This is a genomic window from Paenirhizobium daejeonense (assembly GCF_014280875.1).
Lineage (GTDB): Bacteria > Pseudomonadota > Alphaproteobacteria > Rhizobiales > Rhizobiaceae > Allorhizobium > Allorhizobium daejeonense.
Genome location: NZ_JACLAL010000002.1, coordinates 546,276 through 570,697, shown reverse-complemented (window position 1 = coordinate 570,697; position 24,422 = coordinate 546,276). Strand labels below are relative to the sequence as shown.

Here is a 24,422-nt window from a genome sequence, read left to right as displayed (position 1 = left end):
AGATCAAGCCGCGTCGGCTTCGTCAGTAATGCGGGCCTTGATATTGTCGACCATGTTTTCGCGGATGACCGTTTCGCCATGCGCGGTGCGCATGTGCTCTACAGCACGATGAACCACCTCCGCCTCCTCCTTGGCGCGAGTGTGCCAAGCGCAACCCGGAACCAGTGAACCGCATTCAAACTGTTTCATAACACATCTCCTCTTCGACTGGGTTCAACCTCAGGGAGCATATCACGTTATTCGGAAATTCCCAATTCTACCCTCCCCCGCACCGCCGAAGCGGTGCAGGATAACGGGGGCTTCGCCCCTTTTTTTGAGAAGTGATACGGGAGCCTATTCCGGCATTGCCCAGCAATTGAAGACGGATGCGGCCACCCGGTTGTGGGGCGGGCGCGTGTAACCTTCGATATCGTTGGCTGCTTTGACATCTGTCAGTTCGCGGCTCGCCAGGCCGAGTTTGACCTGTTCCACGAAGTAGGCGTGAGGCAGATCGACATCGCTCGAAGCGCGGAGCTCTTCGGCCAGTCGATCAATCAATTCCCGCGCTTCCAGTGCGCGGTCGGTTGCTGCATGCGGGGGGACTGAAACGCTTTTTGCATCAGGCATAGCAATTCTCCTCCTTAAGAACCGAGAAGACGATAACACCTGATGTTACAATTCCAAATGTAATTTGATGTCGTGGGTCACAATTCCGCGATCGTCTTGATGATTGGCAAACCGAGGTTTTGCCGATGGCTCAAAACGGTACCAATTGTGCGGCTTTCAGGCAAAAATGGCCGGCGCTTTAAGGCCAGCGCACGACAGGCGGCATGGAGGAGAGGATCGAATCGACGTTGCCGCCCGTCTTTAGGCCAAAGATGGTGCCGCGGTCGTAGAGCAGGTTGAACTCCACATAGCGCCCGCGGCGCACCAGTTGCTCGTCGCGTTCTTCCTCGGTCCAGGGCTGGTTGAAGTTGCTGCGCACGATCTTCGGATAGACGAGGTTGAAGGCCTTGCCAACGTCCTGAACGAAGGCGAAGTCGGCCGCCCAGCCGCCACGCTCTTCCGGCGAATGCAGCCAGTCGAAGAAGATGCCGCCGATGCCGCGCGGCTCGTTGCGATGCTTCAGGAAGAAATATTCGTCGCACCAGTTCTTGTAGGCTGCATAATCGGCGACGGCGCTGTGGCGTCCGCAGGTGATTTCCATGGCGCGGTGGAAGAGGCGGCTGTCGGGATCTTCCTGCGTGCGGCGCATGTCAAGAACGGGTGTCAGGTCGGCTCCGCCACCAAACCACTGGCTGGTGGTGACCACCATGCGGGTGTTCATATGCACGGCCGGCACATTCGGATTGACCGGATGCGCAATCAGCGAAATGCCCGAAGCCCAGAAACGCGGGTCTTCCTCGGCGCCCGGCATGGTCTTGCGGAACTCGGGGGAAAATTCGCCGTAGACGGTCGAGGTGTGTACCCCAACCTTCTCAAAGACCCGGCCTTCCATCATCGACATGCGCCCGCCGCCGCCGGCGCCTTCATCGCGAAGCCAGTCCTTGCCGACGAAACGGCCGGGCTCTCTGTCGGAAAGCGGTCCGGTCAGTTCCTGTTCCAGAAGTTCGAAGGACGCGCATATCGTGTCGCGCAGGTTCTCGAACCAGGCGCGGGCCGTCTGCATCTTCTCGCCGATATCACTCGGCAGGCCTTTCGGCAGGTCAGGTCTTTCCATCAGTTCCCCCGTCGCGGCAATCATTCGCGCGGCGACTCGTCACAAAATCCGGATTTCGATTAGCAGGTCAATTCCTGCGCGACCAGAAAGGCAGTCGATCCAAACCCTGAAAATCGACTCGCAAAAGAACGATCGGGCCATTATCTTCCGGGGTAGCGAGGTTTTTCATGACGAGAATACCCGGTCCCCCGCCACTTGATGGCCTGAAAAAGCGCATTGCCGACCACCGCAAGGCCAAGGCACGGCGCGGGTCGGATTTCGTGCGCGAGACATTCTGCCTGCCGCGTGACGATGCGCGGGAGAAAGCGCGAGAATGGTTCGACGCCTTTCCGAAAGCTGCCTACTGGACCGAGGTCGAGAGCTGGCGTCAGCTGGAAGGCGACCGCATCGAATTCACCATGCGGCGCCTGCCTTCCGCCGATTAAGGCGATTACCCCGACATATTGGGTTGGCGTGCAGCGCTACGCTTCGAAGGGGCGCTGCGGAGCGCTCATTTGCCAAACAATCGAGCGGTGGTTAGTGATCGTGCGGCGTCAACGGCGGCCACCCTTGGGGCTGCCACGCTTGCCTGCCGGGCGCGAGGCTTTCGGCTTCGGAGCGGGAGCGGCTTCCGCATTAACTTCCGGCTTTGCTTGCACTACCGGTTTTGCAGCCACGGGCGGTTCCGCGATCACAGGCTCGATCACGGCTTCTTCGGTTGGATTGGGCTCTGTTGCTACAATCTCTGGGATGACTTCAAGCGGTGCGGGTTCTTCCGGTGCGGCTGGAAGAGCCGGCACATCCTCCGTGATTTCAGAAGGCGGTGCTTCAGCGATGGCTGCGGCTGGCGGCGAAGGTTCTTCCGGTGGCGGTTCGGCAGCCAGTGGTTCGGCGGATGCCACCGCTGGCGGCTCGGTTGAGACAACCTTCTCCGGTTTCGCCTTGGCCACCTTGGCGACCCTTGCTTTTGCTATCTCGACAGGAGGTTCCGACTTCTCCGGGGCGGCGGTTTCCTCCTCGATCACTGCCGGCAGGCTACGGGCGATGATCTCCTTGAGGATTTTCGTGACGGAAAGGGCACCGGGGAAACCAGTGTTGGTGGAGTGGCCGGCATAGGGTACGCGGACATCGCTCTCGATGAGAGGCCGCGAATTGATTTCCCCGAACCAGTCGAATTCGCCGATGACGTCGATGACGTTCCTGCATTCCGGAGGCATGGTAATGCGCCCGCCGAAGGTGACGACGCGCAGGCCGCTCGCCAGCTTTCTCAGGTGCTTCGGCTCAGAAAGCTTCAGGGCATAGAGGGCTTCGGACAGGACGCGGTTGCCGCGGGAATGACCGGCGAGCAGATGGAAGGAAAGCTCGGGATTGGCGAGCAGGCTCTTCACCGTATCCGCATCGAGGCAACTGCCGTTCGGCTTGAGTTCGAGGAGGTGGCGGTCCTGATAGGCTCCAAGCTGAGGGCGGCCGACCATGTCGTCCAGAACTTCGAGGTCGTTGCGCATATGACCGAGCCAGCCGAAGAAGAATGCACCGCCGACGGCCTCGTTGACGATGTCGCCCAGGCCGTAACCGGAAACGACGGCGGCGACGGGTTCGCCGATGGCGTCGGCGACGTTGCGGGCAAAGGCGGCCGCACCGATGGCGGAACCACCCACGCCGGCAACGGTGAGGGCATGTACGTTTCGGCCGCCGCGAAGCAAGTATTCATCGACCGTGTCGCAAAGCGTCAGCATGCCGGCGCCTGTCGGCGGAACGATCATGATCAGCCCCTCGGCCGCGATCACATCGCTGACATAGAAGGTCTCTTCCGCCGTCAGCGCTTTCACGTCGTAGAAAAAGGCATCGAGATTGGCGTTGCGCAGACGCCAGGGTTCAAGAGCGGCATTGCGACCCGGCCGACGCTGAAGGCGCTCCGGAAAGCTCAGTGATCTGGCGAAGTGGGTCAAACTCAGGGCGAATGCGGTCTCGAACATCGATCATCTCCCGGTTTTTGCTGCGATGCAACATAGCGTCTTTCGGTAGAATTAGCAAATGCGCGAATACGGTTTTGTACCTTCCGAAGGTTGCAAGCGTAACCGTCTCCGTATCTCCTTACGGACATGCAGAGCCTAACGGATTTTGAAGACATGTCCTTGACGGATGTCGGTTCGGAGCGTTTTCGGGCAATCAGGTTGCCCGTCTTCAGGAGACCTGGCGCAGCGCTTCCCCTGCGATCATGGCGGCCGACATGGCGACATTGATGGAGCGCTGCCCGGCAACCATCGGAATGATGACGCGGGCATCCGCCGCGTCGTGCACGTTGTCCGGAACGCCGGCGCTCTCGCGGCCGAAGAGCAGGATGTCATCGGGACGGTAGGTAAAGTCAGTGTAGCGCTCGGCCGCCCTGGTGGAGGCGAGCACCAGCCGGCGGCCAGCTGACTGCCGCCATGTCTCGAACTGGTTCCAGTTGACGTGACGGGTGAGCGTGACGCTCGCCAGATAGTCCATGCCCGCGCGTTTCAGGTTGCGGTCGGAGATGTCGAAGCCCGCCGGTTCGATGATATCGACGCCGAGCCCCAGACAGGCGACGAGCCTGAGGATGGTGCCAGTGTTGCCGGGAATGTCTGGCTGATAGAGGGCAATGCGAAGGTCTGTCATACCTTCTCATAAGCCAAGGCCGCCATCGCCCTCAAGTCCGGTGAGCGATCCATGACTTGTTGTCTTCGGGCAACATCCAAGCGTCAAAACGCGACATAGCAACATTTTCCCCCTTTTCAATCTGCGCCTTCATGGCTAGACAGGCTGCATCTTCAACACGCAACAAGGGAGGCCTCGATGATGACAACTGACACGATGCGTTTCCCGGTGCCGCATTTTTTGCAGGCTGCGTGACGGCGAAACGCTCGCCCTTTCTCTCTAAACTACCCATTTAAATTGCCATGCGGCCGTAACTGCGGCCTCTTTGTCCCGATTTCCGCCCATGCGCGATCGATTGCGGTCGTCAGGCGTAGGGCGCCAGATTGCTGGAGCATATTCATGTTTGCGTGGTTCGAAAGCCGCCTCAATCCCTATCCGTCGGAAGCGCCCGCGCTGCCGCCCAAGGGGCTTGTCGCTTTCTGCTGGTATTATACGAAACCCGCGGCCCCCTGGCTGCTGCTGCTCGGGCTATGCTCGATGCTGATTGCTGTCGCCGAAGTGGTCCTCTACCAGTTCCTCGGTAATATCGTCGACTGGCTGACGGTCGCCGATCGCGCCACCTTCCTCCAGACAGAGTGGACCAGACTTGTCTGGATGGGCGCGTTGCTGCTCGTCGGCCTTCCCTTGGTAGGAGCGATCCACTCGCTGACCATGCATCAGGTGCTGGCCGGCAATTTCCCGATGATCGCCCGCTGGCAGATGCATCGTTTCCTGTTGCGCCACTCGATGACCTTTTTCGCCAATGAATTCGCGGGCCGGGTCTCTACCAAGGTCATGCAGACCTCGCTCGCCGTTCGTGAATCGGTGATGAAGATCATCGACGTGTTCGTCTACGCGATCAGCTTCTTCGTCTCGATGCTGGCGCTGGTCTTTGCCGCTGACTGGCGGCTTGTCGGGCCGCTGGTCTTCTGGATCGTGGTCTATTCGCTGATTCTCGGATACTTCATTCCTCGGCTGCGCAAGCTTTCCAGCGAACAGGCGGATGCGCGTTCGATGATGACGGGGCGGATCGTCGACAGCTACACCAACATCGCGACGGTGAAGCTGTTCTCCCATGCCGGGCGTGAGGAGACCTACGCCAAGGAGGGCATGGATGCCTTCCTCGGCACCGTGCATCGCCAGATGCGGCAGATTACGCTGCTGAACATCCTCGTCGACATCAACAATGCCATCGTGCTGTTCTCGATTTCGGCGCTCAGCATATGGTTCTGGCTCGGCGGCAGCGTCTCGATCGGCGCGATCGCGGTTGCAATCGGCCTTGCGATGCGCATCAACGGCATGTCGCAGTGGATCATGTGGGAAGTGGCGGCGCTCTTCGAAAACATCGGCACCGTCTATGACGGCATGGGCATGATGACCAAGGCGCACGATATCGTCGATGCTCCCGCAGCCAAGGCGCTGGCCGTGCCGAAGGGTGAGATCGTTTACGACCATGTCCGCTTCCACTATGGCAAGGACAAGGGCGTGATCAACGACTTCTCGCTGACCATCAAGGCAGGCGAGAAGGTGGGGCTGGTCGGCCGCTCGGGTGCGGGCAAGACGACGCTGATGAACCTGCTTCTGCGCTTCTACGATCTGGAGAAGGGCAAGATCACCATCGACGGGCAGGACATCTCCGCCGTGTCGCAGGAAAGCCTGCGTTCGCTGATCGGGGTCGTCACCCAGGACACTTCGCTGCTGCATCGCTCGATCCGCGACAACATCGCCTATGGCCGGCCAGACGCGACCGATGCGGAAGTGATCGAGGCGGCGAAGCGGGCGAATGCCTGGGACTTCATCGAAGGCCTCGTCGACATGCAGGGTCGCAAGGCGCTTGACGCCCAGGTCGGCGAGCGTGGCGTGAAGCTTTCCGGCGGCCAGCGCCAGCGTATCGCGATTGCTCGTGTGTTCCTCAAGAACGCGCCGATCCTGATCCTTGACGAGGCTACCTCCGCACTCGACTCGGAAGTCGAGGCGGCTATTCAGGAGAGCCTGTTCTCGCTGATGGACGGCAAGACCGTGATCGCGATCGCCCACCGTCTCTCGACGCTCACGGAGATGGACCGGCTGGTGGTGCTCGACAAGGGGCACATCGTCGAGACCGGCTCCCATGCCGGACTGGTGGCGGAGGGTGGTATCTACGCGGATCTCTGGAACCGTCAATCGGGCGGCTTCCTTGCCGATCAGTCGGACAGCGAAAGCGAAGCGGCGGAATGAGATCAGGCCCTTCCCGCAGAAATGCGGGGAGGGCTTTTTACTGCTGCCGCATCTGCAGATTTTCTAAAGTCGTCCGATCAAGAAATCGATTGTGCCGTGGCTCTACTCGCGCTTAGAGCATTTTTGGCGAAAACAGAATCGCCTCCAATGCTTTGTCTTTCCTGTTTCTCGCAATTTCGGACGCAACACCTGTTCCCACTTTTGCTGGAATTGCTCTGAGCGGGACGAGACAGGCTCGAATCTTCAAGCGGCGGGGAAATCTCGATATGCGGCACTATCTCGATTGGCTGTGGGCGGCGCTTGCCGGGGCCATGCTGGCAGTAATGCTGACCCTTAACAGCGGACTGGCGGCCTTTACCACGCCGATAACGGCATCATGGGTGGTGCACGGCATTGGAGCGGTCGCAGCCCTCATCCTGTTGCGCGCCAATCTGCTTCTTGGCGGCGGACGAGGCGATACAGGACAGGGGGCCGGGCAGGTGGCTGCCAAGCCGCCGCTGTGGTCCTATCTCGGCGGTGCGCCGGGGGCTTTTGCCGTCGCTCTCAGTTCTATCGCGGTCAACTCCGAGCTGGCGCTTGCCGGCGGTCTGTCGCTGCTGCTGGTCGGGCAGATCCTGTTCGGCCTTATCTCCGACCGCTGGGGTCTGTTCGGCACGCCGCTGCGTGTCCTCAACCGGTTCGATTTCCTGGCTGCGCTCTGCGTCATCGGTGGCAGCGCCCTCATCATCTATTCGCGAGGCGCGTGATGCTGGTTTCCGTTCTCGTTGCGCTGGCGGGCGGTGCCGCCGTCGGCATGAGCCGTTCGATCAACGGAAGGCTCGCCATGGATCGCGGGGCCTTTCGCGCCTCGTTCTGGAACCACTTCATCGGCTTCGTGCTGCTCAGCCTGTTCGTGGTGGCGTTCCACCGGCAGGCATTCGGCTTGCTGGGTGGCGTGCCGGCCTGGGCGTTTACCGGCGGCATCGTCGGGGCGATGTTCGTTGCCTTGAGTTCCTATGTCTTTCCAAGGATCGGTGCGGCCCGTTCGTCGCTGCTGATTATCGGCGGGCAGATGATTACCGGGTTGATGATCGACATTCTGCGTGGAACAGCCGAAATCAGCATCGGACAGCCAGCTGGCGTCGCACTGATCCTGCTCGGCATCTATCTGACGCGCTATTCGCGCTAACTTCCGCTTCGGCGGTTGCCGGCATAAACGAAGAGGGCGCGTATCCTGCGATACGCGCCCTTTCCACGACTTCAGTGCTGTAGGCCTGAGCTCACGCGATGCCCCTTCAGGCCGTAATAGGCAATGTAGGCATAGCAGAGCACCGGCATGAGGAAGGCGTGCTGGATGCCGATCGTATCGGCAAGTGCGCCCTGGGCGACCGGGAGCAGCGCGCCGCCGACGATGGCGAGGCAGAGGATGCCGGAACCCTGGCTCGTGTATTTGCCGAGCCCATAGAGGGCGAGCGAGAAGATCGTCGGGAACATGATCGAGTTGAAGAGGCCGATCGCGAGCACCGCCCACATGGCGACCGAACCCGACGTGAAGACGGTGACCAGCAGCAGGATCGCCGCGATCACGGCATTGAACGCCAGCGCCTTGCCGCCTTCGATGCTGCGCATGGCGATCGAACCGACGAAACGGCCGATCATCGCGCCACCCCAGAAATAGGCGACGTAGTGGGCTGCTTCCGCCTCCGGCATGCCGGCGATATGCGACTGGCCGAGGAAGTTGACGAGGAAGCTGCCGATGCTCACTTCCGCGCCGACATAGAGGAAGATGCCGACAGCTCCGAGCACGAGATGGCGGTAGCTCCAGGCGGAGCGTCCCTCGGTGATCGGATCGAAATCCTCATCGGCCTCGAAGGCCGGCAGTTTCAACGCAGCGAAAAGGGCGGCCAGCAGCAGGAAGGCCGCGGCAAGGGCCATATAGGGCATCTTGACGGCGGAGGCTTCTGCCACGCGCAGCGCGTCCGCCTGTTCCGGCGTCATGCCTGCCGTTGCGCCTGCTACCGCCGAGAGGATCAGGAAGGCGCCGAACATCGGTGCGAGCGTCGTGCCGAGTGAATTGAAGGCCTGAGTCATGGTCAGTCGGCTGGCCGCGGTATCGGGTGCGCCAAGAACGGTGACGTAAGGGTTGGCGGCGACCTGTAGCAGGGTGATGCCGCTTGCCAAGACGAAGAGCGCCGCAAGGAACAGCCCGTAGACGCGGTAGGACGCTGCTGGCACGAAAAGGGCGCAGCCGGCTGCTGCAATCACCAGTCCGAGGACGATGCCGCCCTTGTAGCTGATGCGTCGCACGATCGCGCCTGCCGGCAGCGACACCAGAAAGTAGGCACCGAAGAAGCAGAACTGGATCAACATCGACTGGGTGTAATTGAGCGAGAAGACGCTCTTCAGATGCGGAACGAGGATATCGTTCAGGCAGGTGATGAAGCCCCACATGAAGAAGAGAGAAGTGAGCGCGGTAAGCGCAAAGCGGTAGCTGCCGCTCTGGGTTTCCGCGGATGCGGATGCCACGCGCGTGGAGGATTGGGATATACCGGCCAAGTTATTACCTTTGGGTAGTGAAGGAAGCGCGACGTGCAGATGCGGCCTTGTCGAACCGATGGTCGTCGTCTTCAATGGACTGTCGTCGCGAGGATCGGTCGAGGCCTTTCGGGGAGGATGCCATCGATCGTTCGCGATATCGTGGTTGCTATGCAATATAATAGTATCGCAACGCAAGCGCTTTGATATGCGGTCTTTTGATCGGGGAGTTACGGGATCGGTCGGGTTTTCGCCAATCGCGCCGGTTCTCACGGGCATTTGTGTTGCGGCGTCTTTGCCGCTCTGCGGAAAGCACCTATATGGTTCGCCATGATAGTCCGCACCATCATCCGCCTTTTCGAGACCTGGATCGATCCCTTTGGACGACGGGGCGATCTGCAGCCGCCGGTGGGGACATGGTCCTTTGTCTGGTTCTACGTATCTCAGGCGAAGGGTGCCTTTGCAGTCATGGCAGCCTTTGGTGGTGCTGTCGCCATCCTGGAGGCGGGGCTTTTCTGGTTCGTCGGCCGTTTGGTCGATCTGCTTGACACCGTGCCGCGGGAGGCGGGCTGGAGCGGTCTCCTTGACGCACACGGGCTCGAGTTGCTCGGAATGGCGCTGGTCGTGCTTTTCGGGCGCTTTCTGGTCATCACCATCGGAGCGTTGGTGGAAGAGCAGGCGATTGTTCTCAATTTCTTCAATCTGGTGCGCTGGCAGTCCTATGTGCATGTGGCGCGGCAGTCGCTTTCCTTCTTCCAGAACGATTTCTCCGGGCGCATCGTCACCAAGGTCTGGTCGGCAGGGCAGGCGACGGGCGATCTCCTGACCTCGCTGCTGCAGGTCGTCTGGTTCATGGTGATCTACACCGGCTCGACCATGGCGCTGGTCGGCCAGCTCGACTGGCGGCTGGCCGGCATCATCGGCGCCTGGGTGGCGATCTTCAGCCTGCTGGCGCGCTACTTCGTGCCGCGCATCCGCTATCACGCCAAGGAATCCGCCGAGGCCGCATCGATGGTGAGCGGTCGGCTGGTCGACAGTTTCAGCAATATTCAGACGCTGAAGCTGTTCGGTCGGGAGGATCAGAACGATCACTTCATCCGCGAGGGCTTCGACCGTTTTCAGGATACACTGCGGCCCTTCGCCCGGCTGATTACCGGCGTGCGGGCGTCGCAGGCGATCCTGTCTGGCATCATGATCGCCATGGTGGCCGCAGTCTCCGTCGATCTCTGGTTTGCCGGTGCGATCACCGCAGGCGGCGTCGCTTTCACCCTTGGCCTCGTGTTGCGTCTCAACATGCTTCTCGGGCGGATGATGACGCAGCTCAACAGCATCATGCGCAACATCGGCACGATCCAGAATTCGGCTGAGCTTATTTCCAGGCCGATCGGCCTTGTCGACCAGCCCGGTGCGAGCGATCTGCAGGTGACGGGACCGGAGATCCGTTTCGAGGATGTATCGTTTCACTATGGCCGGCAGAAGGGGGCGATCGATCATCTGACGATCACCATAAAACCGGGCGAGAAGGTCGGTATCGTCGGGCGTTCGGGGGCGGGGAAGTCGACGCTCGTCAACCTGTTGCTGCGCTTCTACGACGTGGAAGGCGGCCGCATCCTGATCGACGGGCAGGATGTGCGGGCGGTGACGCAGGAGAGCCTTCGCGGTCATATCGGCATGGTGACGCAGGATACGGCGCTGCTGCACCGGTCGATCCGGGACAACATCCTGTTCGGCCGGGAGGATGCAAGCGAGGAGCAGCTGCTCCACGCTGCCGAGCGGGCGGAAGCGCTGGATTTCATCGAGCGGCTGGAAGACCAGCGGGGCCGCAGGGGTTTCGACGCCCATGTGGGCGAGCGCGGCGTCAAGCTTTCCGGCGGGCAGCGCCAGCGCATCGCCATTGCCCGCGCCATGCTGAAGGATGCGCCGATCCTTGTTCTGGACGAGGCGACGTCAGCACTCGATTCCGAGGTGGAGGCGGCGATCCAATCCAATCTCGACCGGCTGATGCAGGACAAGACGGTGTTGGCGATCGCACACCGGCTCTCGACCATTGCCGCCCTTGATCGCCTCATCGTGCTCGACAAGGGACGTATCATCGAAGAGGGTAGCCATGCGGAACTCGTCGGGAGGGGAGGGCTCTATGCCGAACTCTGGGCGCGACAGTCCGGTGGGTTTCTCGCGGTGCACGAGCACGAAGAAGACAAGGCGGCGGAGTAAGTCGTTCGCCGCGGACCCGGATCAGTTCGACGCTGGTTCGATTGCGAGGTCGGCGATCAGGCCGAAATGATTCGAACCCTCGCTGTCGGGAAGCCTGTGCAGACCGACTGCCTTGATCTCTCCGGTCATGAAGATGTGGTCGATCGGCACCCCGAAGAGGCCGGCCTCGATCGGCCATGTGGCGGGCTCGAAGCCCGCCGTATGCATTTTGTAGTGCCGCAGGAAGCGCTGCATGTCCGGCGCGATGCTGTCGGAATTAAAGTCGCCGGCGAGGATCTTAGGGCCGGGGCGCTGGCGCATGTAGGCTCCGGCGCGGATAAGCTCCAGCGTGTGATAGTCGTCGAAGTAGGGCTTGGTCACGTGAATGGCCGAGAAGTTGACCAACTGTCCGCCGATCCTGATTCCGGCGATTGCAAACCTGTTGGCGCGCAGCTCGCTCAGGCTGAAGAAGCGCGGTTGCTCGATCGGGTATTTCGACAGAATCAGCAGGTCGCAGAACTCGACCATCACGCCGCAGCCAATGTGATAGGGATAGATGTCCTTGAGCTGGTCGAGCCGGTCACCCAGAGGTCCCGCTTCCATCGCATAGGCAACATCCGCACCTGACATCCTGATTGTGTCCACGATGCGGTCGGCATTCGTAAAATTATCGCCGAGCACATTGAAGGAAAGCAGGCGGAACCGCGTCGCTTTCTCTGAGATGACAGTGTCAGAGGGCGGCAGGAATTCGAGCTTCATCCAGAAGGCATGCCCGGTGATGAAGATCGACCATGCCAGCAACGCCCATGCAACTGTACTGCGCCTGATCGCAAGGCATATCAGGGAGCCGATAATGGCTGCCGCGCCGATATGTGGCTGGAGACTGTAGAAGAAGGCGAGCAGCCAGAAGTCCGTAATATAACGGAGGCTGACGAGCATCAGAGCGATGAACAGAAGAACGCACGCAATGCAGGAAAGTCTGTCTCGCATCAGGCCCTTTTTCCCGTTATGGGCCCGATGCCCGATTGCGCGGAAGATGCCCCAATTCAAGGTGCATTGCAACATGAGTAGGCCGGTTCGTTACATCAGGGAAATACGCTGCGATTTTAACCGCGACATTGTGCCCTCCTCCCCTGTGAAGTATGGACATAATTCGGTATGAAGCTTAGAACCCGCCAAATTGGCGGGGAATCTGTGGCATATTCGTGTCGATGACACAGAGGCTGCGCCTTGGGGGAAATGCGGTTTGTCGCAGGATTTTGCGAGAGGATGGTTTAACCGTGAGCGAAAACGAAATTAATACCGAGACCTTGGGCGAGCCCACTCGCCGTGACTTCCTTTATCTGACCACAGGCATGGCGGGTGCCGTTGGTGCCGTTGCTGCCGTATGGCCCTTCATCGACCAGATGCGGCCGGATGCATCGACGCTCGCTCTCGCTTCGATCGAAGTCGATGTTTCGGCACTCGAACCGGGCATGTCGCTCACGGTCAAGTGGCGTGGCAAGCCCGTGTTCATCCGTAATCGCACGGACAAGGAAGTTGAAGACGCCAAGGCCGTTCCGCTTGCGGAGCTCAAGGACCCGGTCGCACGCAACGCCAATGTCGATGCCGCCGAACAGGCGACCGACCTGGCCCGTTCCGCTGGCGAAGGCAAGGAAAACTGGATCGTCATGATCGGTTCCTGCACGCATCTCGGCTGCGTTCCGCTCGGCCAGTCCGGCGAATACAACGGTTGGTTCTGTCCCTGCCATGGTTCGGTCTACGATACGGCTGGCCGAATCCGTAAAGGTCCGGCGCCGGAAAACCTGCATATTCCGAATTTCGCATTCGTTTCCGATACTGTGATCAAGATCGGCTGAGGGGGATAATGAAATATGAGTGGTCACTCTAGCTACCAGCCGGCTACCGGCCTCGAGAAGTGGATTGACGCGCGGCTGCCGCTGCCGCGTATGATCTATGACAGCTTTGTCGCTTACCCCGTTCCCCGAAACCTGAACTATGCCTACACCTTCGGCGCCATGCTGTCGGTCATGCTGATCGTCCAGATCCTGAGCGGCGTCGTGCTCGCCATGCACTATGCCGCCGACACGACCGTCGCCTTCGTTTCCGTCGAAAAGATCATGCGCGACGTGAACCATGGCTGGCTCTTGCGCTACATGCACGCCAACGGTGCCTCGTTCTTCTTCGTCGCCGTCTACCTGCATATTGCACGTGGTCTCTACTACGGCTCCTACAAGGCTCCGCGCGAAATCCTCTGGATCCTCGGCGTGGTCATCTTCCTGCTGATGATGGCGACCGGCTTCATGGGCTACGTTCTGCCATGGGGTCAGATGTCCTTCTGGGGCGCGACGGTTATCACCGGCTTCTTCACGGCTTTCCCGTGGGTCGGCGAATGGATCCAGCAGTTCCTGCTTGGCGGTTTCGCCGTCGATCAGCCCACGCTGAACCGCTTCTTCTCGCTGCACTACCTGCTGCCCTTCATGATCGCGGGCGTCGTCGTCTTGCACGTCTGGGCGCTGCACGTTACCGGCCAGACCAACCCGACCGGCGTCGAGGTCAAGTCGAAGACGGATACCGTTCCGTTCACGCCTTATGCGACGCTCAAGGATGCCTTTGGCGTTTCGATCTTCCTGATCGCCTATGCCTGGTTCATCTTCTATATGCCGAACTTCCTGGGTCATCCTGACAACTACATCATGGGCAACCCGCTGAAGACCCCGGCTCACATCGTTCCGGAATGGTACTTCCTGCCGTTCTACGCAATGCTGCGCGCCATCACCTTCAACATCTGGTTCATCGACTCCAAGCTGGGCGGCGTTCTCGTCATGTTCGGCGCGATCATCGTGCTGTTCTTCCTGCCCTGGCTCGATACCTCGAAGGTCCGTTCGGCCGTCTACCGCCCGTGGTACAAGCTGTTCTTCTGGCTCTTCGTTGCCGACTGCATCCTGCTCGGCTGGCTCGGTTCGCGTACGCCGACCGACCTCTACACGCTGATGGCCCAGTTTGGCACCCTCTACTACTTCGGCTTCTTCCTCGTGATCATGCCGTTGCTCGGCCTGTTCGAAACGCCTCGACGTGTTCCGAACTCGATTACCGAGGCGGTTCTCGAGAAGAGCGGCAAGTCTGCCGCAACCCAGGCCTGAGCGCGCGAGAGAGGATCATCAACATGAAGAAGCTTGTTACAAGCATCGCGCTGATCGCCGCTCTCGGCTTCAGCGCCGGTTCCGCCGCCGCTGCCGAAGAGGGTGGCCTTGCCGAGGCTGCTCACCACGCTGCCGAAGCCGGCCACTACCCGATCCTGAAACCGCGGAACCAGGAATGGTCTTTCGCCGGCCCGTTCGGCAAGTATGACAAGGGCCAGCTTCAGCGCGGCCTCAAGGTCTACAAGGAAGTCTGCTCGGCCTGTCACTCGATGAAGCTGGTGTCCTTCCGCACACTGGAAGACCTCGGTTACTCGGAAGAGCAGGTAAAGGCCTTCGCTTCGGAATACGAAGTGCAGGACGGCCCGAATGCCGACGGCGAAATGTACACCCGCAAGGCTGTGCCTTCCGACCACTTCCCGTCACCATTCCCGAACGACGAGGCCGCCGCTGCTGCCAACAACGGTGCGGCTCCGCCGGACATGTCGCTGCTCGCCAAGGCGCGCGGCGTCGAACGCGGCTTCCCGACCTTCATCTTCGATATCTTCACGCAGTATCAGGAAGGTGGCCCGGACTATATCTACTCGCTCCTGACAGGTTATCAGGAGCCGCCGGAAGGTGTGACGGTTGCCGAAGGCACGCACTTCAACCCCTACTTCTCCGGCGCTGCCGCACTTGCAATGGCTCCCCCGATCTCCGACGGTCAGGTGACCTATGACGACGGCTCTCCAGAGACGCTCGACCAGTATGCTCATGACGTTTCCGCTTTCCTGATGTGGGCTGCCGAGCCCCACCTTGAGGAGCGCAAGCGGACCGGCTTCATGGTCATGGTGTTCCTGGTGATTTTCTCGGCTCTGATCTATCTGACGAAGAAGTCTGTCTACGCAAACAAGGAAGCGCATTAAGCCTTTCCTCATATGACAAATGGAAAAGGCGGCTCCGGCCGCCTTTTTTGTTGGTTACCGCTGCCGGACTTGTTAATCTCCGGCGTAATCTTCCCAACCCTTCCAGAGACTGACAATGAGCAATTTTGCGTTGGAGCTGGCGTCTTCGATCCGCTCCATTCCGGACTATCCCAAGCCCGGCATCATCTTCCGTGACATCACCACGCTTCTCGGCAATCCGCGTGCCTTCCGCCGTGCAGTCGATGAGCTGGTGCAGCCCTATGCCGGGCTCAAGATCGACAAGATCGCCGGTATGGAAGCTCGTGGCTTCATTCTGGGCGGTGCCGTCGCACACCAGCTTTCTGCCGGCTTCGTGCCGATCCGTAAGAAGGGCAAGCTGCCGCACGAGACCGTCAGCGTTGCCTACAGCCTCGAATACGGCGTCGATGAAATGGAAATGCACATCGACGCGGTCGAGCCGGGACAGAAGGTCATTCTGGTCGATGACCTCATCGCCACCGGCGGCACGGCTGTCGGTGCAGTACAGCTTCTGCGCAAGATCGGGGCAGATGTCATTTCCGCCTGCTTCGTCATCGATCTGCCGGATCTCGGCGGTCGCAAGAAGCTCGAAGACCTCGGCGTCGAGGTCCGTACGTTGGTGGAATTCTCCGGCCACTGAAGTCGTGACTACGATGCGGAGCGCGTGTCAGCGCTCCGCCAGAGCCAGTTTCAGCCCTAGAGTCACGAAGGCGGCTGCAAAACTCTTCCTGATCCACAGCATCAGCTTGGGCCGGGACAGAACCTTGTCGCGGGCAGTGGCGGCGAACAGGCCGTAAAGCGCGAAAACGACAAACGTCATCACCATGAAGGCAAGGCTGTATTCGGTCATGCGTAGGACGGCGTGTTCGTCTTGCGCGGTGACGAATTGCGGCAGTAGTGCAAAAAAGAAGATCGACAGCTTCGGATTGAAGAGATTGATCAGCACTGCGTGGCGGATGATACCGACCGCCGAGCGTTGCTGCCGGTCGCGTTCGGGGGAAAAGAGCGAGGCATCTCGCCAGATGCTGATCGCCATGTAGAGCAGGTAGCCTGCGCCGGCGAGCTTGACGATCTGGAACGCCGTATCGTTGGTGACGAGAACGGCGGCAAGGCCGAGGATCGCGGCGATCATATGGGGGACGATGCCGAGCGTGCAGCCCCCGGCTGCCACCAGCGATGTAGCCTTGCCGTGCGAGAGCCCCATGACGACGGTATAGAGCGCGCCAGTGCCGGGCGTTGCGATGACGATCAGCGATGTGAGGATGAATTCGAGATACATGCGGTGTCCGATCCGGAGAGAAGAAATCGGGTCGGAGGCTAGCTGTCGCGGTCGTCAGGCGTCTTGAATGGAATTGCAGGCCGTGACCGCCTGTCGGTAGGCGGCCGGCGTCAAGCCGTAGCGCCGCCTGAATTCACGGGTCATGTGGCTCTGGTCGGCATAGCCTGCTTCCGCGGCGACATCGGCAAGGCTCATCCCTTGAGAAATCCGGCGTCTGGCAAGGCTCATTCGACGCTGCATGAGGTAGGCGTGCGGGGTAAGGCCGGTGAGGGCCTGAAAAGCACGAAGCGTCTGGAACCGGCTGAGGCCAGCCTCTGTCGCCAGATCCTGCAGCGAGAGATTACGCGCGGGATCGTCATCGATCATGGTCCTTGCCCGGAGCAGGTCGCGTCCGGTCTGAGCCTTTTTCGCGAAAGGTTTCACCGAAGATAGAGGTACAAAGAGCGCCGCAAGGGCCTGATCGAGAGCCAGCCCCTTGTTGTCTCTTTCACCGCTTGCTGCGGCGAATGCCGACGTGAAGGAGAGGGCGGCTCTCGGGTCACTGAATGCCGGCCGCTCGAACTCGAAGTCGGCGTCTTGAGTGCCCTCCAGGTCGGAGTTGATATCGGCGAGCAGTGCGGGGTCCAGGTAAAGCATCAGCCATGACCGGCTTTCGCCGCGCGTCGGCACCCCATCGTGAACCTCGCCGGGATTGACCGTGATGATGTCGCCGGCGCTGGCGGTGATTTGTCCGCGACCGGAGGCGGACATCTGCCCGCCGGAGATGAACAGTCCGATGCCGTATTCGTCATGGGTATGGCGCGGGAAGGCGTGATCGCTGGAGGCGGCCACGGCCAGGAGGCCGGGCCGACCGGTCGGGAACATCCGGAAATCGCTGGCCACCGCGGTCATGTCACGCCGCGATCGCCTTACGGATGTCACCTTCGATTTCTTCCGGCGTGGTTGTCGGCGCAAAGCGCTTCAACGGGTCGCCGTCGCGGCCGATGAGAAACTTGGTGAAGTTCCACTTGATCGGCTCGGAACCGAGGATGCCGGGCTCCGCCGTCTTGAGATACTGGAAGATCGGATGGGTATCGTCGCCGTTGACATCGATCTTGGAAAACATCGGGAAGGTGACGTGGAAGTTGAGGTCGCAGAAGGTTGCGATCTGTTCCTCGCTGTCGGGTTCCTGCGCGCCGAACTGGTTGCAGGGGAAGCCGAGGACGACGAGGTCGTCGGGGAAAGTCTCCTGCAGCTTCTGAAGACCGGCATATTGGGGCGTGAGGCCGCAGGCGCTTGCGGTGTTGACCACCAGCACGACCTTGCCGGCGAACTCGCCCATGGAGCGTTCCTTGCCCTTGATGTCAATCGCATGGAAATCATGGAAATTGGTGGGCATGTCTGCCTCCTATTCGAACTCGAGGATCTTGGACCTGAAGCGTAGCACAGGTTCGCCGTTCTGGTTGAAACCTTCGCCCGTTCCCATGTTGAGAATGAGGCCGGGACGGGAGACGAGCGGGCGGCTCTCGACGCTTGTTAGGCTGTAGCTGATCGTGTCACCGGCATAGACCGGTTTCAGCCATTGTAGGGCCTCGAAGCCGGGGGATGGGCCGAGCTTCGGCGGTGTTTCGCCTGCTGCGCGCAGCCGGTCGAATTCGTCTTTCCGGAAGTCGACAAAGCAGCGCATCCATTCCGCGCAGGTGTGCCAGCCGGAAGCGCAAAGCGCGCCAAAGACATAATCCTTTGCCGCTTCCGCATCCGTGTGAAAGGGTTGCGGGTCGAATTTTTCGGCAAAGCGGATGATGGATGCGGCGGTAAAGGTCTTCGAGCCGGTCGCGATCCTTTCGCCCGGTGGGTAAAGCTCGATCATCTTCATGCGACGTCTTCCTTCGCGGTGCGCAGCCGGAACATGATGGAGTTGCGTGAAAGCAGCACCGTCTCGCCGCGCTGGTTTTGCAGTTCGTGTCGGAAGGCGACGATGCCGATATGTGGCCGGGAACGCATCGGGCGGGCCGCCTCTACGGTCGAGCCTCCCTTCAGCGTATCACCGGCAAGCACCGGCTTCTTCCACTCCATGGAATCGATGCCCGGAGCGCCTTCGGATGCCGAGGCCAGCAGATAGGAATCGATCATCATGCGCATGAACATGCTGCTGGTGTGCCAGCCGGATGCCGAGAGGCCGCCGAGAATGCTGGCCCTTCCGGCCTCTTCCGACAGATGCATCGGCTGCGGATCGAATTCGGTTGCGAATTCAATGATCTCGGCAGCTTCGACAGTCTTTGGCCCGAGTTGGAAGAAGCGGCCGGGCTCAAAGTCCTCGAAATAGAGTTGTGGGCTGTTCATGCGGCATTTTCCTGTTGTTCATCGATGTACAATGTCTGGCCGCAGGAGAGAATTCAAGGGGTGGAACGAGGCACCTGATCTCGCCCGATTGATATATACGGTTCGGTTGCGGCTCGCGCCGCCTGCCGGTGACGCGAGAGAAACGTGAGAGAGCAAGGGCCGAGTGGGAGGGATTAGCGAGGGCGCTATCAAGTTCGTCTTTATTGAAACGCTAGTAGATCCGTTCTGGTAAGTAACGTTTTGCCAGTCGCCCCAGAAGAGAGCTCTCCGGCCAAGGGCTGTTCTTGTCGATGCCCTTCTTGCGCCATCGTTCGTTATAACAATGCAGAAAGCCTGCACTTTTAGGCAGCTGTGTTGCTGTCTTGAAAAGCTTTCGTGGGCATGCTGCCGGTGAGAGAGGGTTAGCAAAATTTGGCTCCATCAGCGTTGGTATGACCGCTGGGTAGTTTCGCGCCAGCATGGTCAGTAACCGCGGACCGCAATCGCCCCACCGAAGTTTCTGCGTTTCGTATCGTTCAGAAATCGCCAAGGCGAGATCGATCATGTCTCCGGATTTGGGCTTTGGGAGATAGATCAAGTTGTTATTCACTCGATGTTGAAGACCATCCATTTTGTGTTCGGTCACTATCAGCCCATCAATCGCTTTGGCTTGTAATTCGCTTGCGGGCAGCATGCAGACAACATCGAGATCCGCCCACAAGCCGCCCTTCATGCAGAGAACCTTGTAGCGAAAGAGATTCGAGAAGCCGGCATAACTACCATTATAATATCGAAAGATGCGGTTGTCGGGCAGGATTTCCCGAGCATCGCAGAGTTCGACGCCTGGGGGCACGTCGCGCATATCTCCGTAAGTCCAAAGCCGAACGCGATAGCCGTTTTTGACAAAACTGGAGCACGAAAGTCGTTCGAGCTTGGTTAGTTCTCCGTCGACCCAAAGCATATGAGTTGTTATCTCGCCTTGAATTCCAATCGGCGCGATCGGCAGGTCACAAAATTTAGCTAGCGGTATGGAATCTTTTCCTGCAATGGCGCGGAAGCAGCTTCCCTTTATTTTATGAAGCACGAATATTCCTCTTTTGATTGCATGATCCAATCTCACAACTGAGTTTCTCTTGCAATCAAGGTTTGGATTTACTTGCCGATTCAGGATCGATTGTCCCCTCTTTATGTTCAGGAATGCTCTCTTGAGTTGGGTGAGAAATTGCTTTTCGAATATGCGATCTGCAACATCTTCTCGATCGCCAATCTCGCCTCAAACAAGGCGATCTTCATCCTGCTGCCGGAACCGCTGAAAACGAAACTGCCGCCACTCCGTTAGGAGGGCGGCAGCCATATCGTCTGGATGGGGAATTCCCCCGATCAGGTGTTGAAGCGGAAGTGGATCACGTCGCCGTCATGGACGACGTATTCCTTGCCTTCGTCGCGGCCCTTGCCGGCTTCCTTGGCGCCGACTTCGCCCTTGTAGGCGATGTAGTCGTCATAGGAGATGGTGAAGGCACGGATGAAACCGCGCTCGAAATCCGTGTGGATGACGCCGGCGGCCTGCGGAGCCTTGGTGCCGCGGACGATGGTCCAGGCGCGGCATTCCTTAGGGCCGACTGTGAAATAGGTAATGAGGTCGAGCAGGTGGTAGCCGGCGCGGATCAGGCGGTCGAGGCCTGCTTCCTCAAGGCCGAGGGCTGACAGGAATTCCCTGGCTTCCTCTTCCGGCAACTGGGCGACTTCCGCCTCGATGGCAGCAGAGATGATGACGCATTCCGCGCCCTGCGCCCTGGCCATCTCGGCGACTGCCTTCGTATGGGCATTGCCGTCCACGGCATCGCCTTCAGCGACATTGCAGACGTAGAGAACCGGGTGCGAGGTCAGGAGGTTCAGGCCCTTCAGCACCTCGATCTCGTCGGCAGCAAGAGTCTTCAGCAGCAGGCGCGCCGGCTTGCCTTCGTTCAGGAGCTTGATGACGGCTTCCATGACGGGAAGCTGCGCCAAAGAATCCTTGTCCTTGGAGGCCGCCCGTTTGCGGGTCTGCTCGACGCGGCGTTCGAGGCTTTCGAGGTCGGCGAGCATCAACTCGGTCTCGATGGTGTCGGCGTCGCCGACCGGATTGATCTTGCCCTCGACGTGGGTGATGTCGTCATCCTCGAAGCAGCGCAGTACGTGGACCACGGCATCGACTTCGCGAATGTTGGCAAGGAACTTGTTGCCGAGGCCTTCGCCCTTGGATGCGCCGCGCACGAGGCCTGCGATATCGACGAAGGAGATGCGCGTCGGGATGATTTCCTTCGAGCCGGCGACGGCTGCGAGCTGCTGCATGCGCGGATCCGGAACGGCGACTTCACCGGTGTTCGGTTCGATGGTGCAGAAGGGGTAGTTGGCAGCCTGAGCAGCAGCCGTCTTGGTGAGCGCGTTGAAGAGGGTAGACTTGCCGACATTCGGCAGGCCGACGATACCGCATTTGAAGCCCATGGCCGGATACCTGTTTCGCTTGGAAATTTCGTTGCCCACGCCTATGGGATAAAGGAGTGATGTGGTCAAGGTCTTGAGGTGCCCGTATGCCTTTCCGGCGTGCGGAACACCGAGCGTCGTTGCCTATCCGTGATAAGCTTGGGTATCATGCGCATGAGATGCCGAGCCGCGACAGGAGATCCCCCATGCCGCAAAACGATACCGGTCTGAAGACGGTGACGAAGCCGAAGCTGGAGAGGCCGCGGCTCTATAAGGTCATTCTCGTCAATGACGACTACACGCCGCGGGAATTCGTGACCATGGTGCTGAAAGCGGTCTTCCGGATGAGCGAGGAGACCGGCTACCGGGTGATGCTGACGGCGCACAAGATGGGGACGGCGGTGGTGGTCGTCTGTACCCGTGATATCGCCGAGACCAAGGCGAAGGAGGCAACCGACCTCGCCAAGGAAGCGGGGTTTCCGCTGATGTTTACGACCGAGCCGGAGGAGTGACGGTCGCTTGCAGGTGGTCATCACCCACGGTTCCGGTCCCGGCGCATGAGGACACCTTAGCCTTGTATTTCATTGTTTTTCTAATCTAAGGTTTATTGAGGGCGATCTGCGTTCAGCGAGTCGCGCGAAGGGATTTTCCGGATCGACAGGAACGACACAAGGCGGGGGATACACATGAAAGCAAGACTCTTAGCGGAATTTCTCGGAACGTTCTGGTTGGTGTTCGGCGGGTGCGGCAGTGCCGTACTGGCTGCGGCCTTTCCCGAACTCGGTATCGGCTTTGTCGGCGTTGCGCTGGCCTTCGGCCTGACCGTGTTGACGATGGCTTATGCGGTCGGTGGTATTTCCGGCGGACATTTCAATCCCGCCGTATCGGTCGGGCTTGCCGTCGCTGGCCGTTTCGAAGCGGGCAAGCTTCCCCACTATATCGTGTCCCAGGTTCTTGGAGCCATCGTGGCGGCGGCTGTGCTGTACGTCATTGCAACGGGCAAGGCTGGCGTCGATCTCGGCGGCTTTGCCTCCAATGGATATGGGGAGCATTCGCCGGGCGGCTATTCTCTGGTATCGGCCCTGCTGATCGAGATCGTGCTCACGGCTTTCTTCCTTATCATCATCCTAGGTTCCACGCATGGCAAAGCGCCGGCAGGTTTTGCGCCGATCGCGATCGGTCTCGCTCTGACGCTCATCCACCTGATTTCCATCCCGGTGACCAATACGTCGGTCAATCCGGCCCGTTCGACGGGGCAGGCGCTCTTTGCAGGCGGCTGGGCTTTGCAGCAGCTTTGGCTGTTCTGGCTGGCGCCGATCGTCGGTGCTGTGGTCGGGGCCCTGCTGTGGCGGGCGCTTGGCGAAGAGAAGTGAGAACATGCTCCCGACGGGTAACTGGCTCGCCGGGAGCAATCCGGATAATCGCGAAGCACCGTTTGTGTAAGTGATCGTCGCCGATATCGAGTTTGGTCGCTCCTGCGCGACGTGCCTCAATCGCCCTTCTTGGCGAACATCCGCTTCAGCATTTCCGCCATCGGTCCCGTTTCCGGCAGCTTCGGCTGTGCGGTGTTGCGAGCCTGATGGATATGTGACTTGCCGGCTGGCTTCGGGGCGGCCTTGAGAGCAGCCTTGGGCTTTTCTTCCTCGGCCTTGCCGCCGGTTGCGAGCGCGAGCTTGTTGAGCAGCTTGCCGTCTTCACCCTTGACTAGCAGATCGGCGTTATCGGCGATGGCGTCGAGCAGGGGATCGAGCCATGCCTGATCCGCCTTGGCGAAGTCGCCGAGCACATGGCCATGCACGCGATCCTTGTCTCCCGGATGGCCGATGCCGAGGCGAAGGCGGCGGTATTCCTTGCCGCAATGAGCGTCGAGCGACTTGAGGCCGTTGTGACCGCCATGGCCGCCGCCTGCCTTCAGCCGCACCTTGCCGGGCGGCAGATCGAGCTCGTCATGGATGGCGACGATGTTCGCAGGGGATAGCTTGTAGAAGCGCATGGCTTCGCCGACCGCTTCGCCCGAGAGGTTCATGAAAGTCTGTGGCTTCATCAGCAGGACCTTCTCGCCGGCGATCTCACCTTCGGAAATCTCCGCCTTGAACTTCTTCGACCACGGCGAGAAGCTGTAGCGGCGATAAAGCGCATCGACGGCCATGAAGCCGATGTTATGGCGATTGTCCTGATATTTTGACCCGGGATTGCCGAGCCCCGCGATGATCATCATAAGCGGCGCTTCCTCTTCTGTCTCAGGGGCCTTCACCACCGCCAAACGCGAAACTTGTCAACCCGGATTTATTGCTTTGGAAACTCGTCGGTCGTCTCTCCCAATCCGCCAAGTCCTTCTTCCTGAAGAAGGCGGGCCTGCGTCCCGTCCGCCATGATCCTGTTCAGTCCTTCCTGCATGCTGAGGTGAAGTCGTTCGGGGAAATTGATGTTGCATGCGATTGAGAACGTCTGTTTGGAGAAAATGTACTGGGCTTCGACCGGGTGCCCTTCTTTTTTGAGCTTCATATAGAACTTCTCGGAAATCGGCATGAGGTCGATGCGACCTGCGACGAGCTTTTTCAGGGTGAGATTGAGGTCGGTCGCAAGATCGATTTTCGGAAAGCCGTTCCGTTCCAGAAGATCCTCCGTGTAGTCGTCGCGTTGGGTGCCGACGACGTAGCGCTTTGCCTCCTCGTCATTCGTCACTCGTACGCCTGATCCCTTGCGCGCAATCATGAAATTGCGATCGATGGCGAGCGGTTCCACCCATTTGAAACGGTCGTTCCGTTCCGGAATATGGGCCGTCGTAAAGACGCAGGTGTTGCCTTCCGTTTCGGCAAGAGCGAAAGCCCGCGCCCATGGCATAAGCTCCATGGTGTAATCGGCATCGACATATTTCATCAGCTCGACGACCTGTTTGTAGCCCGCGCCGCTGTATCCGTTGCCCTGCCGGTAATTGTAGGGTGGATAGTCCTCGGTGGTGAAGTGGATCGTTTCGGCGCTGGCCGCCGTCGCGAGGCCCATCGCCAGGAAAAATGCCGTTACTTTCATATGCGCATTCCCTTGCTTGACGGTCG

28 protein-coding genes are annotated in these 24,422 nt (G+C 59.8%); 12 read left to right on the top strand and 16 right to left on the bottom strand.

From position 1 onward, the window contains the following. Positions 1-3: 3 nt before the first annotated feature. From H4I99_RS06265 to hemF, 3 genes are all read right to left on the bottom strand, one after another. A complete protein-coding gene (locus H4I99_RS06265) occupies positions 4-189 on the bottom strand; it encodes a DUF1059 domain-containing protein (RefSeq protein WP_163900155.1) in 186 nt (61 codons plus the stop codon). A 144-nt stretch (positions 190-333) separates the two neighbouring features. Then, positions 334-606: a hypothetical protein gene (locus H4I99_RS06260; RefSeq protein ID WP_163900153.1), complete on the bottom strand. Its 273-nt coding sequence runs from the start codon at positions 604-606 to the stop codon at positions 334-336. Between the two features lie 178 nt (positions 607-784). Next, positions 785-1,699: an oxygen-dependent coproporphyrinogen oxidase gene (gene hemF, locus H4I99_RS06255; RefSeq protein WP_163900151.1), complete on the bottom strand. Its 915-nt coding sequence runs from the start codon at positions 1,697-1,699 to the stop codon at positions 785-787. 167 nt (positions 1,700-1,866) lie between these two features. Here hemF and H4I99_RS06250 point away from each other — a divergent pair, with 167 nt between their 5' ends. Continuing rightward, entirely contained in the window at positions 1,867-2,124 is a 258-nt protein-coding gene (locus H4I99_RS06250; RefSeq protein WP_163900149.1) for a hypothetical protein, read from the top strand. 108 nt (positions 2,125-2,232) lie between these two features. On the opposite strand, the gene H4I99_RS06245 is transcribed toward H4I99_RS06250, so the two are convergent. Both H4I99_RS06245 and H4I99_RS06240 read right to left on the bottom strand, forming a co-directional pair. Then, on the bottom strand, positions 2,233-3,654 hold the full coding sequence (locus H4I99_RS06245) for a cell envelope biogenesis protein OmpA (protein ID WP_186663241.1): 1,422 nt from the start codon (positions 3,652-3,654) through the stop codon (positions 2,233-2,235). Positions 3,655-3,862: 208 nt separating this feature from the next. After that, positions 3,863-4,318: a tRNA (cytidine(34)-2'-O)-methyltransferase gene (locus tag H4I99_RS06240; RefSeq protein WP_163900147.1), complete on the bottom strand. Its 456-nt coding sequence runs from the start codon at positions 4,316-4,318 to the stop codon at positions 3,863-3,865. 378 nt (positions 4,319-4,696) lie between these two features. On the opposite strand from H4I99_RS06240, the gene H4I99_RS06235 reads away from it, so the two are divergent. From H4I99_RS06235 to H4I99_RS06225, 3 genes are all read left to right on the top strand, one after another. Beyond that, the gene (locus H4I99_RS06235; protein ID WP_163900146.1) at positions 4,697-6,553 is read left to right on the top strand and encodes an ABC transporter ATP-binding protein; all 1,857 of its coding nucleotides are present in this window, start codon (positions 4,697-4,699) and stop codon (positions 6,551-6,553) included. 266 nt (positions 6,554-6,819) lie between these two features. Beyond that, on the top strand, positions 6,820-7,299 hold the full coding sequence (locus H4I99_RS06230; RefSeq protein ID WP_163900144.1) for a DMT family transporter: 480 nt from the start codon (positions 6,820-6,822) through the stop codon (positions 7,297-7,299). Then, positions 7,299-7,721 (top strand): DMT family transporter, encoded by a 423-nt coding sequence (locus H4I99_RS06225; protein ID WP_163900142.1) that lies wholly within the window; start codon positions 7,299-7,301, stop codon positions 7,719-7,721. The genes H4I99_RS06230 and H4I99_RS06225 overlap by 1 nt, the downstream gene beginning before the upstream one ends. 71 nt (positions 7,722-7,792) lie before the next feature. Here H4I99_RS06225 and H4I99_RS06220 read toward each other — a convergent pair whose 3' ends face one another. Then, positions 7,793-9,079 carry a sugar MFS transporter gene (locus H4I99_RS06220; protein WP_246225648.1) on the bottom strand — a complete coding sequence of 429 codons (1,287 nt, stop codon included), beginning with the start codon at positions 9,077-9,079 and terminating at the stop codon, positions 7,793-7,795. Between the two features lie 318 nt (positions 9,080-9,397). Here H4I99_RS06220 and H4I99_RS06215 point away from each other — a divergent pair, with 318 nt between their 5' ends. After that, entirely contained in the window at positions 9,398-11,281 is a 1,884-nt protein-coding gene (locus tag H4I99_RS06215; protein WP_163900140.1) for an ABC transporter ATP-binding protein, read from the top strand. Between the two features lie 21 nt (positions 11,282-11,302). On the opposite strand, the gene H4I99_RS06210 is transcribed toward H4I99_RS06215, so the two are convergent. Then, on the bottom strand, positions 11,303-12,250 hold the full coding sequence (locus H4I99_RS06210) for an endonuclease/exonuclease/phosphatase family protein (protein ID WP_163900138.1): 948 nt from the start codon (positions 12,248-12,250) through the stop codon (positions 11,303-11,305). Positions 12,251-12,540: 290 nt separating this feature from the next. Here H4I99_RS06210 and petA point away from each other — a divergent pair, with 290 nt between their 5' ends. From petA to H4I99_RS06190, 4 genes are all read left to right on the top strand, one after another. Then, positions 12,541-13,119 (top strand): ubiquinol-cytochrome c reductase iron-sulfur subunit, encoded by a 579-nt coding sequence (petA, locus tag H4I99_RS06205; protein ID WP_163900136.1) that lies wholly within the window; start codon positions 12,541-12,543, stop codon positions 13,117-13,119. A 15-nt stretch (positions 13,120-13,134) separates the two neighbouring features. After that, complete coding sequence (locus H4I99_RS06200) at positions 13,135-14,403, top strand: cytochrome b (RefSeq protein WP_163900134.1); 1,269 nt, start codon at positions 13,135-13,137, stop codon at positions 14,401-14,403. Positions 14,404-14,426: 23 nt separating this feature from the next. Further along, a complete protein-coding gene (locus H4I99_RS06195; protein WP_163900132.1) occupies positions 14,427-15,305 on the top strand; it encodes a cytochrome c1 in 879 nt (292 codons plus the stop codon). A 115-nt stretch (positions 15,306-15,420) separates the two neighbouring features. Beyond that, entirely contained in the window at positions 15,421-15,963 is a 543-nt protein-coding gene (locus H4I99_RS06190) for an adenine phosphoribosyltransferase (protein ID WP_099058465.1), read from the top strand. A gap of 27 nt (positions 15,964-15,990) precedes the next feature. Here the strand turns inward: H4I99_RS06190 and H4I99_RS06185 are convergent, their stop codons facing one another. The 6 genes from H4I99_RS06185 to H4I99_RS06160 all read right to left on the bottom strand — a co-directional run bounded on the left by H4I99_RS06185 (position 15,991) and on the right by H4I99_RS06160 (position 19,987). After that, positions 15,991-16,602 carry a LysE family translocator gene (locus H4I99_RS06185; RefSeq protein WP_163900130.1) on the bottom strand — a complete coding sequence of 204 codons (612 nt, stop codon included), beginning with the start codon at positions 16,600-16,602 and terminating at the stop codon, positions 15,991-15,993. A gap of 54 nt (positions 16,603-16,656) precedes the next feature. Further along, positions 16,657-17,493 (bottom strand): AraC family transcriptional regulator, encoded by an 837-nt coding sequence (locus H4I99_RS06180; protein ID WP_244624926.1) that lies wholly within the window; start codon positions 17,491-17,493, stop codon positions 16,657-16,659. A 1-nt stretch (position 17,494) separates the two neighbouring features. Next, entirely contained in the window at positions 17,495-17,980 is a 486-nt protein-coding gene (locus H4I99_RS06175; RefSeq protein WP_163900128.1) for a glutathione peroxidase, read from the bottom strand. A 9-nt stretch (positions 17,981-17,989) separates the two neighbouring features. After that, positions 17,990-18,457: a MaoC family dehydratase gene (locus tag H4I99_RS06170; protein ID WP_163900126.1), complete on the bottom strand. Its 468-nt coding sequence runs from the start codon at positions 18,455-18,457 to the stop codon at positions 17,990-17,992. Then, positions 18,454-18,924 (bottom strand): MaoC family dehydratase, encoded by a 471-nt coding sequence (locus H4I99_RS06165; protein WP_163900124.1) that lies wholly within the window; start codon positions 18,922-18,924, stop codon positions 18,454-18,456. The genes H4I99_RS06170 and H4I99_RS06165 overlap by 4 nt, the downstream gene beginning before the upstream one ends. 211 nt (positions 18,925-19,135) lie before the next feature. After that, positions 19,136-19,987, bottom strand: coding sequence for a glycosyltransferase family 32 protein (locus H4I99_RS06160; protein ID WP_163900123.1), 852 nt, complete (start codon positions 19,985-19,987; stop codon positions 19,136-19,138). Between the two features lie 126 nt (positions 19,988-20,113). Here H4I99_RS06160 and H4I99_RS24670 point away from each other — a divergent pair, with 126 nt between their 5' ends. Next, positions 20,114-20,242 (top strand): hypothetical protein, encoded by a 129-nt coding sequence (locus H4I99_RS24670; RefSeq protein ID WP_280513860.1) that lies wholly within the window; start codon positions 20,114-20,116, stop codon positions 20,240-20,242. A gap of 41 nt (positions 20,243-20,283) precedes the next feature. On the opposite strand, the gene ychF is transcribed toward H4I99_RS24670, so the two are convergent. Next, a complete protein-coding gene (gene ychF, locus H4I99_RS06155; RefSeq protein ID WP_163900121.1) occupies positions 20,284-21,387 on the bottom strand; it encodes a redox-regulated ATPase YchF in 1,104 nt (367 codons plus the stop codon). Positions 21,388-21,572: 185 nt separating this feature from the next. Here ychF and clpS point away from each other — a divergent pair, with 185 nt between their 5' ends. Together clpS and aqpZ are read left to right on the top strand one after the other, a co-directional pair. Next, the gene (clpS, locus tag H4I99_RS06150) at positions 21,573-21,878 is read left to right on the top strand and encodes an ATP-dependent Clp protease adapter ClpS (protein WP_163900119.1); all 306 of its coding nucleotides are present in this window, start codon (positions 21,573-21,575) and stop codon (positions 21,876-21,878) included. A 174-nt stretch (positions 21,879-22,052) separates the two neighbouring features. Further along, positions 22,053-22,739: an aquaporin Z gene (aqpZ, locus tag H4I99_RS06145; RefSeq protein ID WP_163900117.1), complete on the top strand. Its 687-nt coding sequence runs from the start codon at positions 22,053-22,055 to the stop codon at positions 22,737-22,739. Positions 22,740-22,855: 116 nt separating this feature from the next. On the opposite strand, the gene pth is transcribed toward aqpZ, so the two are convergent. Next, positions 22,856-23,584, bottom strand: coding sequence for an aminoacyl-tRNA hydrolase (pth, locus tag H4I99_RS06140; RefSeq protein WP_163900115.1), 729 nt, complete (start codon positions 23,582-23,584; stop codon positions 22,856-22,858). A 68-nt stretch (positions 23,585-23,652) separates the two neighbouring features. Beyond that, positions 23,653-24,396, bottom strand: coding sequence for a substrate-binding periplasmic protein (locus H4I99_RS06135; RefSeq protein ID WP_163900113.1), 744 nt, complete (start codon positions 24,394-24,396; stop codon positions 23,653-23,655). Positions 24,397-24,422 lie beyond the last annotated feature (26 nt).

Coding starts and splice junctions, on each gene's coding strand:
- H4I99_RS06240 (WP_163900147.1), bottom strand. CDS start 4,318: ATGACAGACCTTCGCATTGCCCTCTATCAGCCAGACATTCCCGGCAAC.
- H4I99_RS06170 (WP_163900126.1), bottom strand. CDS start 18,457: ATGAAGATGATCGAGCTTTACCCACCGGGCGAAAGGATCGCGACCGGC.
- clpS (WP_163900119.1), top strand. CDS start 21,573: ATGCCGCAAAACGATACCGGTCTGAAGACGGTGACGAAGCCGAAGCTG.
- H4I99_RS06165 (WP_163900124.1), bottom strand. CDS start 18,924: ATGAACAGCCCACAACTCTATTTCGAGGACTTTGAGCCCGGCCGCTTC.
- H4I99_RS06190 (WP_099058465.1), top strand. CDS start 15,421: ATGAGCAATTTTGCGTTGGAGCTGGCGTCTTCGATCCGCTCCATTCCG.
- aqpZ (WP_163900117.1), top strand. CDS start 22,053: ATGAAAGCAAGACTCTTAGCGGAATTTCTCGGAACGTTCTGGTTGGTG.
- H4I99_RS06200 (WP_163900134.1), top strand. CDS start 13,135: ATGAGTGGTCACTCTAGCTACCAGCCGGCTACCGGCCTCGAGAAGTGG.
- H4I99_RS06225 (WP_163900142.1), top strand. CDS start 7,299: ATGCTGGTTTCCGTTCTCGTTGCGCTGGCGGGCGGTGCCGCCGTCGGC.
- H4I99_RS06235 (WP_163900146.1), top strand. CDS start 4,697: ATGTTTGCGTGGTTCGAAAGCCGCCTCAATCCCTATCCGTCGGAAGCG.
- H4I99_RS06245 (WP_186663241.1), bottom strand. CDS start 3,654: ATGTTCGAGACCGCATTCGCCCTGAGTTTGACCCACTTCGCCAGATCA.
- ychF (WP_163900121.1), bottom strand. CDS start 21,387: ATGGGCTTCAAATGCGGTATCGTCGGCCTGCCGAATGTCGGCAAGTCT.
- pth (WP_163900115.1), bottom strand. CDS start 23,584: ATGATGATCATCGCGGGGCTCGGCAATCCCGGGTCAAAATATCAGGAC.
- H4I99_RS06265 (WP_163900155.1), bottom strand. CDS start 189: ATGAAACAGTTTGAATGCGGTTCACTGGTTCCGGGTTGCGCTTGGCAC.
- H4I99_RS06195 (WP_163900132.1), top strand. CDS start 14,427: ATGAAGAAGCTTGTTACAAGCATCGCGCTGATCGCCGCTCTCGGCTTC.
- H4I99_RS06135 (WP_163900113.1), bottom strand. CDS start 24,396: ATGAAAGTAACGGCATTTTTCCTGGCGATGGGCCTCGCGACGGCGGCC.
- H4I99_RS06215 (WP_163900140.1), top strand. CDS start 9,398: ATGATAGTCCGCACCATCATCCGCCTTTTCGAGACCTGGATCGATCCC.
- H4I99_RS06230 (WP_163900144.1), top strand. CDS start 6,820: ATGCGGCACTATCTCGATTGGCTGTGGGCGGCGCTTGCCGGGGCCATG.
- hemF (WP_163900151.1), bottom strand. CDS start 1,699: ATGGAAAGACCTGACCTGCCGAAAGGCCTGCCGAGTGATATCGGCGAG.
- H4I99_RS06185 (WP_163900130.1), bottom strand. CDS start 16,602: ATGTATCTCGAATTCATCCTCACATCGCTGATCGTCATCGCAACGCCC.
- H4I99_RS06250 (WP_163900149.1), top strand. CDS start 1,867: ATGACGAGAATACCCGGTCCCCCGCCACTTGATGGCCTGAAAAAGCGC.
- H4I99_RS06210 (WP_163900138.1), bottom strand. CDS start 12,250: ATGCGAGACAGACTTTCCTGCATTGCGTGCGTTCTTCTGTTCATCGCT.
- H4I99_RS06180 (WP_244624926.1), bottom strand. CDS start 17,493: ATGACCGCGGTGGCCAGCGATTTCCGGATGTTCCCGACCGGTCGGCCC.
- H4I99_RS06260 (WP_163900153.1), bottom strand. CDS start 606: ATGCCTGATGCAAAAAGCGTTTCAGTCCCCCCGCATGCAGCAACCGAC.
- H4I99_RS06175 (WP_163900128.1), bottom strand. CDS start 17,980: ATGCCCACCAATTTCCATGATTTCCATGCGATTGACATCAAGGGCAAG.